General features: G+C 62.7%; 8 protein-coding genes. 2 read left to right on the forward strand and 6 right to left on the reverse strand.

All coding sequences use genetic code 11. The features are described 5' to 3' along the window. The 5 genes from GPA_RS17330 to GPA_RS05300 all read right to left on the reverse strand — a co-directional run. A partial coding sequence (locus tag GPA_RS17330; protein ID WP_156791132.1) for a PspC domain-containing protein occupies positions 1–195 on the reverse strand: 195 nt, incomplete at its 3' end. Between the two features lie 34 nt (positions 196–229). Next, complete coding sequence (locus tag GPA_RS05285) at positions 230–1612, reverse strand: hemolysin family protein (protein WP_015539184.1); 1383 nt, start codon at positions 1610–1612, stop codon at positions 230–232. Between the two features lie 165 nt (positions 1613–1777). Next, positions 1778–2449 carry a PAQR family membrane homeostasis protein TrhA gene (gene trhA / locus GPA_RS05290; RefSeq protein ID WP_231847577.1) on the reverse strand — a complete coding sequence of 224 codons (672 nt, stop codon included), beginning with the start codon at positions 2447–2449 and terminating at the stop codon, positions 1778–1780. Between the two features lie 135 nt (positions 2450–2584). Then, positions 2585–4555 (reverse strand): PH domain-containing protein, encoded by a 1971-nt coding sequence (locus tag GPA_RS05295; protein ID WP_231847578.1) that lies wholly within the window; start codon positions 4553–4555, stop codon positions 2585–2587. Positions 4556–4560: 5 nt separating this feature from the next. Next, on the reverse strand, positions 4561–5049 hold the full coding sequence (locus GPA_RS05300; RefSeq protein ID WP_041240121.1) for a PH domain-containing protein: 489 nt from the start codon (positions 5047–5049) through the stop codon (positions 4561–4563). 184 nt (positions 5050–5233) lie between these two features. On the opposite strand from GPA_RS05300, the gene GPA_RS16715 reads away from it, so the two are divergent. Both GPA_RS16715 and GPA_RS05310 read left to right on the forward strand, forming a co-directional pair. Next, positions 5234–6007: a prepilin-type N-terminal cleavage/methylation domain-containing protein gene (locus tag GPA_RS16715; protein WP_015539187.1), complete on the forward strand. Its 774-nt coding sequence runs from the start codon at positions 5234–5236 to the stop codon at positions 6005–6007. Between the two features lie 107 nt (positions 6008–6114). Then, on the forward strand, positions 6115–6558 hold the full coding sequence (locus tag GPA_RS05310) for a GatB/YqeY domain-containing protein (RefSeq protein ID WP_015539188.1): 444 nt from the start codon (positions 6115–6117) through the stop codon (positions 6556–6558). Between the two features lie 92 nt (positions 6559–6650). Here GPA_RS05310 and GPA_RS05315 read toward each other — a convergent pair whose 3' ends face one another. Beyond that, the gene (locus GPA_RS05315) at positions 6651–7364 is read right to left on the reverse strand and encodes a response regulator transcription factor (protein WP_041239145.1); all 714 of its coding nucleotides are present in this window, start codon (positions 7362–7364) and stop codon (positions 6651–6653) included. Positions 7365–7422 lie beyond the last annotated feature (58 nt).

Consider the following 7422-nt stretch of genomic DNA (forward strand, 5'->3'; position numbering starts at 1 on the left):
CTCGTTGGGAGCCAGGGGCAGGATGACCCACAGCGCCACATAGGCAACGGCGAACAACCCCGCCGTGGACAGCGTGAACGCCACCGTGAGGATGCGGGCGACCAGCGGGTCGAAGCTGAAGTACTCGGCCACACCGGCGCACACGCCCCCGACGAGCGCGTTGCGCGAGCGGTAGAGTCGCTTCTCGGTGTTCACGCTGCCTCCTGGTCGAACCGTCGACGCTGCACTATCAGTGGGAGGCAGGATGCTCGGCGTTCTCGGCGGCAGCTTCGGCGGGATCGCGGCCCGCATCGTCCTCGGCCTGCACAGCCGGCGCGTTGTCCGCACCAACCTCGCGCGTCACCCGGATGTTCGAGATGCGCCTGCGCCGCATGGCCTGGATCTTGAACCGGTACCCGCCGAACTCGAACTCGTCGCCCACCTGGGGAACGAAATCGATCATGCCCATGAGCCACCCGGCCATCGTCTCGTAGTCGTCCGACTCCGTGACGGGCCAGCCAAGCTTCAGCGCGTCCTCCACGGGGAAGCGCCCGTCCACGAGCCACGTTCCGTCCGACAGCGGCGTGATGAACTTGTTCTCGATGTCCGACTCGTCGATGATCTCGCCGACGATCTCCTCCACAATGTCCTCGACGGTAATTAAACCATCGGTGCCACCGTACTCGTCAACCACGATGGCCATCTGTTGCCTATTCGTTTGCATCTCGGAAAGAAGCGGGAACAGGTCCTTCGTCTCGGGCACGAACAGAGCCTCGTAGGCGTAGTCCGCCACCGGCTCGTTCTCCTTGCCGTCCATGAGGGGCCCGACCAGATCTTTGTAGTGCACGATGCCCACGATGCGGTCGATGTCCTCATGGAACACGGGCAGCCGCGAGTAGCCGGTGCCGCGCATGCGGTCGACGGCCTGGCGCACGGTTTCCGTATCCTCCACGAGGATCATGTCCACGCGCGGCTGCATGATCTCGTGCACCGTCATGTCGCCCAGGTCCAGGATGTCGTGGATCATGCGCTTCTCGTCGGGCAGCAGCTCGTCGTTGTCCGTGACCATGTACTTGATCTCTTCCTCGGACACGCTCTGGCGCTCGTCGGCGTTCTTGATGCGCAGCAGGCGCGACAAGCCGTTGGCCGAGGCCGAGGTCAGCGCCACCAGCGGGCGCGCGACCTTCTGGAACACCATCAGGGGGCCGGCCACCGTCTTGCTCACGCGTTCGGCGTCGGCCAATGCCATGCGCTTCGGCACGAGCTCGCCCACCACGATGCTCAGGTACGACACGATGAGCGTGATGAGCACGGGTGCCAGGCCGGGCGCGATGACCGAGAGCCAACCCACGCCGAAGCCGGACAGCCACTGTGCAAGCGGGTCCGACAGGTTCGTGGCTGCCGCGGCGGACGCGAAGAAGCCCACGAGCGTGATAGCCACCTGGATGGTGGCCAGGAACTGCCCCGAGTCGCTGGCCAGGCTAAGCGCGCGCTGGGCCTTCTTGTCGCCCTCGTCGGCATCCTTCTGCAGCAGCACATGCTTGGCGTTGACCAGGGCCATCTCCGACATGGAGAAGTAGCCGTTAACCAGAACGAGCAAAAACGTGACGACGATGCTTATCCCTATGTCCATGAAAGCGAAACTCACTCCTTTTAGCGTTGCGGATGCGTGCGGAGCCGCCTCTGCGGCCCGTGTTCGCGCTTTCGCGCCTCGCCGGAGAATGGGGTGCGGATACGAAGCCGCCTCCACCCCGGCAACCGTGGGGCTGTCATGCCCGCGCGCTCGTGCACGCGCCGCTTACATAATATAGAAGGCGATGGCCAAGAACTGGCAGACCGTTCCGGCCAGCACCCACAGATGGAAGATGGAATGCATATAGGGAATCTTCTTCAGCACGTAGAAGATGCAGCCTATCGTATAGCACACGCCGCCGCCCACGAGCAGCCACAGGCCCGGCCCCCAGAGGGCTGCGATGAGCGGCGGCAGGAACCACACGACGCACCATCCCATGAGCAGGTAGAGCACGGCTGATATCCAACGTGGACGGAACACCCAGAACGTTTCGCTGGCCACGCCCGCCAACGCCACGACCCACACGAACGCGCACAGCCACAGGCCGCCCGAATCGGCGAGCGAGATGAGGCAGAACGGCGTGTAGGAGCCAGCGATGAACAGGTAGATGCAGCTATGGTCGAGCACCTTGAACACCTTTTTCGCCTTGTCGACGGCGATGGCGTGGTACAGCGTGGACATGGTGTACTCGAGCAGCATGGAGTAGGCGTACACGAGCGCACCCACCAGGTAGACGACTTCAGGATGCGCGGCCGCACGCACGGCCAGAAACGGAATTGCCGCCAGGGCGAAAACGATGCCGAGGCCGTGCGAGATGGAGTTGGCTATCTCCTCGCCCGCCTTGTACTCGCGGACGACGTGATCCGCACTCAACGCGCTTACCGAGGAATGGGGCACGGCGGACGCCGTTGCCGCAGCGGGCGGCACGGCTGGCTCGCAGGCCGCAGGGGTTTCGTCCGGAGGCTCCGGCAAAGGGGAAGTGCTACTTCGACTATCCGATGCATCGGGTGTTACCTGTGCGCTCATAATGCCTCACTCTACCACATTTCCCCGCGGCTTGAGCCAATCGAGCCAGCTGCGGGCATCTTCTTCACAGACGTCGATCAGGCGAATCGTGGTGCCGCCGACGCCGGCCGCGGTGCGGGCGCTCACGGTGGCCGTACGGGCGCGGCGCTGGAACGGGTTCGTCTTCGTATAGCCGAACTGGATCTTCTTGCGCGGGAAACTCACGGTCTCGCGGGCGAAGCCGCCGTTGCTCACCTGCATGAAATGCTCGTTGTACGCGAACCCGGACCCGCGGAACCACAGCACCGCCCCTACCAGGTCCAGCACGAACAGCACGAGGCACAGCGCATAGCCGATGAAGGCGCCGGTGTTGATATAGAAGAGGGCGATGACGCCGTCCCCGTCAGGGACGATAAACGCGTTCGAGCACAGCTGCCCGATGGCGATGATGACGGCGAGCCACAGCCCCGTTCCCTGGATGATGCCGCGACGGATAAGCGCGCGTCGCAGCGCCACAGGCGCCACGGGCGTGCTCTCCACCGGCACGCCGGCGAACTCGGGCACCAGGCCGGCAAGGATCTCGGGCACGCGGCTCATCTTCACGAACGGATGCACCACCAAACCCTGACTGAGGCTCTTCTGCTGTTCGTCGGAGCTCTCGGCTGCTGCATCGATCTTGCCGAGCGAGAGCTCGCAATAGCCCAGCAGGCGGCGGATGAAGCTCTGCTTCACGATGACCGACTGCACGCGGTCGACGCTCACGCCCTGGAACTGATGCTGCAGCAGGCCGCGTTCCACCTCTATGCGGTTGTCGCGCCGACAGGCTCGGAAGCCGCCGAACGAGATGGCGCTGCCCACGATGGACAAAAGCCACATGACGGCTGCAATAACCAGCACCAAAGCCACGCCGGCAGCCACGAGGTTGCCGCCGAACAGCTGGCCGCTCAAGAGCATGAACTGGCCGACAAGCGGATCTACCATGCCGGTGAGGACAGGTGCCATCTGGCTGGCGAACTGGGCTGCGCCGCCTAAGATGCCCAGTATGACGAGCACGAACGCGGTGTTGTTCGACAAGCCGGTGAACAGGAGCTCCTTGTTGGTCAAGCCGTACTCGTACGTCACCTTGCCGGTATCGACGGCCGAACCGCCGAACACGCCGCGCACGTCCGTCCATATCTCAGCCGGCGCATCCAGCACATTGTGGGGCGCCTGACCGGCAGATCCCGCGACCGCCGCCTGCCCGGCCGCACCCGCCTGGGGCAGCACCACGCCGCTCGCAGCCGCCACGGCAACGGCGGCCTCCTGGGGCGCCATGCCCTCCTGCACGGCCGTCGCGTACTGCTTGCGCGCGAACAGCTCGGTGCGCAGCTGCTCGGCCTGCGACTTCTGCACATAGGGCACCTGCACGGCCTTGTTGTTCGAGCCGCCTGCCGTATCGATGCTCACCGTGCACACGCCGAACACGCGCTGGAGCAGCGATGCGCGCTGGTCGACCGACTGGATGCGCTGGTAGGGCACGTGCACGCGCTTCTTGTTGAAGATGCCCGAGTACAGGTTGAACTCCTCGGGGCCTATGATGTAGTAGAGATGCTTGTACGACAGCCACTGGAAAAGCGCCACCAAGCCGATGATGAGCACGAGGCCCAGCACGATGGCGCCGATAACCAGCATGAGCAGGGGCAGGTCGTCGCCGATGGTCTCGCCATCGGCCAGCGCCCCCACGAAACCGGAGAAGCCCGAGACGAGCACCACGAAGAACATGGCGGCTCCCGCCTGTATGCTGCCGAGCCAAATGTAGCTGTGGTGCACATGGTGGCGGGGCGGTTCCTGCGGCATCGGCTGCTGCGGGAGGGGCTGCTGCGGGTACGGCTGGCCGGGATAAGGCGCCGGGGCGTAGGGTTGCGGTTGTCCGTAGGGAGCCGGGTAGTCAGGCTGGGGCTGCGAATCGCCGCGGGACGGTTGCGGCGCCCGGTCCTGCGGGGCTTGTTGCTGGTCCACGGCCATCACACGTCCTCCTGCGCGAGGCGCGCGAGCTCGGCCGCCTTGTCGCGCAGCTGCTCGGCGGTGCCGCTGTCGAGGCCCGGTATCTCGTGCTCGCCCGCGGCCGTGGCGACCGTCACGCTGGCCAGGCCGAACGCGCGCAGGATGGGTCCTTGGCGCGTGTCGGTGTTCTGCACGCGGATGAACGGGATGACGAAGCGCTTGCGCCATATGATGCCGCGCGCGATATCCAGGTAGTCGTCCGAGAGCTCGTAGCGCCACCGCATGAAGCGGATAGGCGGCAGCACGACCAGCCACACGACCATGCCCGCCACGTACAGGGCAGCCACCGCCGCCAGCACGACGAACATCCACCCCTCCGGCTCCACCGCCGCTGCGATGGCGAACGGCACGAAGCAGCATAGGAACACCACCGTGAGCCAGATGGCATCGTTGATGCGCCACACGTTCTTTATCTTGGGATTCAGCTGGTTTGCAGGCAGATCTCTCATGAACATCCTCCGCTCGAACTATATGCGCCCTTATCATACCAGAGCACCGGCACGCACCCCTCTCTTTTACCCAGCTTGTAACGTGGTTTTTGCATTCACCTGACCAGCAATTAAACCCCTCTGCCATTGTGCCCGCGCAACGGAGCGGGTATGATGCGGTTTGCCGCATAAAAGGAGACCGAGCATGCCCGACAACGTGCCCTCGCACAACCCAAAGCTTCGCCGCATCGGCGGCTTCACCCTAGCCGAACTGCTTATCGTAGTGGCTATCGTCGGTGTGCTCGTGGCCATAGCCATCCCGGTGTTCACAGCCCGGCTGGCAAAAGCCCAAGAAGCCACCTGCATAGCCAACCGCCGCAGCATGTACGCCGAAGTGGTGACGACTGCGATGGATACGGAGAAGGAGGCGGAGGTTTTCGGTAAAATCGACCGCCTGGCTAAAGGTTACACCTGCCCGAATGGCGGAAATTGGAGCTGGGACACAGGTACACGGAGCATTACCTGCGATGAACATCCAGACGAAACGGAAAACCCGAGCATAACAACCAGCAAGTCCTATCTCTCGGACTGGAACAAGTTCATCGACAGTATCACCGACCCGAAGATAAAAAATAACAACTCAAAAATGAGGGAACTATTTTTCGCAGAATATGGTTCCCCTTTACTCACTTACCAAGGCAAGGACTACAACGTGCAACCCTTTTTTAAGAGTACAGGGGAAACTTGGTTGTTTGCGAGAGAGGGAACGGGTGATAACTGGTCTGCAAACTTCGTTTACGACCCCATAGATCAATCCTGGTATCGGTGCGTCAAAGAAAATGGAACCCCTACAAGCGCTTCGATAAGCAGTATCAGTACCACGGAAGAGCTTCACAAGTATATGATGGGGGAATTGACCGATCAATGGAATAACAGGTGGGAAAAGGTCGAAAATCCCAAGATCTCTTCTGTCACTTAACAAGAACGAGTGTTTCACGTGAAACACTCGTTCTTGTTTTTTGGTGTTGCGTTTCGTGCAGTATACTCGTGACGAAACGAGATTGCACAACGAAAGCGAGGGACCGGATGAAGTACGACGAGTTGAAGGACGAGATCAAGGCTGCGATGAAGGCGAAGGACAAGGTTCGGCTGTCCATCCTGCGGCAGGTGCATGGCGAGATCAAGAACATCGAGGTGAACGAGCGGCGCGACATCGAGGACGCAGACGTCGACGCCATGCTCAAGCGGCTCATCAAGCAGACGCGCGAGACGCTCGACGGGTCCATCAAGGCCGGCAACGACCAAGAACGCACGGACATGCTGACCGAGCAGGTAACTATCCTGGAAAGCTACCTGCCCAAGCAGGTGGAGGGCGCCGAGCTTACCGCGCTCATCGACGAGGTGCTGGCCGAAACGGGCGCCTCCACGAAGAAGGACATGGGGCGCGTCATGGGCGCGCTCACGCAGAAGACCTCCGGAAACTTCGACAAAGCGGCCGCCGCCAAGGAGCTGGGACAGCGCCTGTCGTAGCAAGAGGCCAAAACCGCACGTTGGAGGCGGGCCACGATACCTGACTGCTGCATCGTGGCCCGCCCAATGCAGACACCGTGGCTTGCGGTCGGTCAACAGCGCTCGGCGAACTTGTAGCCCACGCGCCAGACGGTGAGCAGGTACTTCGGCTGCGAGGGGTTCTCCTCTATCTTCTCGCGGATCTTGCGCATGAACACGGTGATGCTGCTCTCGTCCACCTCGCTATCCTCGCCCCAGATGTGCGCGAAGATCTGCTGGCGCGTGAACACCTGCCCCGGATTCGCGGCCAAAAGCGCCAGGATCTCGAACTCCTTGGCCGTAAGGTCGACTTTCCGCCCGTGCAACCGTGCCTCGTACTGGTTGAAGAACACCTCCAAGTCGCCCGTCGTGGAGCTGCCCTCGCGGTTCACGGCCTTCGCAAACGCGAGGTCGTCCTTGTGGCGCCTCAGATGCGCCTCGATGCGCAGCAAGAGCTCGTCGGGGCTGAACGGCTTGACCACGTAGTCGTCGCCGCCGGCCTTGAAGCCGATGCTCTTGTCCACGATGTCGCCCTTCGCCGACAGGAAGACGATGGGTATGCGCCGCCCTTCCTCGCGCATGCGCCGGCACACGTCGAAGCCGTTCATGCCGGGCATCATCACGTCGAGCAGCAGCAGGTCGGGCTTCTCGTCGGCCAGCAGCGCCAGCCCCTCCTCGCCGTCGAACGCCGCGCAGAACGCATAGCCCGCATCCTCCACGATGCGCCTCATGAGCACGTGCAGGCTCTCGTCATCGTCGACGAGCATCACTTTCGCTGCATTTCCCATACGGTTCCTCCCCTTCCCCTTGGTTCCCACCGTCGCCGCGCCCGACCGCACCCGCCGG

Source organism: Gordonibacter pamelaeae 7-10-1-b, from assembly GCF_000210055.1.
In the GTDB taxonomy this organism is placed as follows: domain Bacteria; phylum Actinomycetota; class Coriobacteriia; order Coriobacteriales; family Eggerthellaceae; genus Gordonibacter; species Gordonibacter pamelaeae.

Bases quoted from the DNA above. Each gene is read 5' to 3' on its own strand.
- GPA_RS05285 (WP_015539184.1), bottom strand. From the start codon at position 1,612: ATGGACATAGGGATAAGCATCGTCGTCACGTTTTTGCTCGTTCTGGTT.
- GPA_RS05300 (WP_041240121.1), bottom strand. From the start codon at position 5,049: ATGAGAGATCTGCCTGCAAACCAGCTGAATCCCAAGATAAAGAACGTG.
- GPA_RS16715 (WP_015539187.1), top strand. From the start codon at position 5,234: ATGCCCGACAACGTGCCCTCGCACAACCCAAAGCTTCGCCGCATCGGC.
- GPA_RS05310 (WP_015539188.1), top strand. From the start codon at position 6,115: ATGAAGTACGACGAGTTGAAGGACGAGATCAAGGCTGCGATGAAGGCG.
- GPA_RS05315 (WP_041239145.1), bottom strand. From the start codon at position 7,364: ATGGGAAATGCAGCGAAAGTGATGCTCGTCGACGATGACGAGAGCCTG.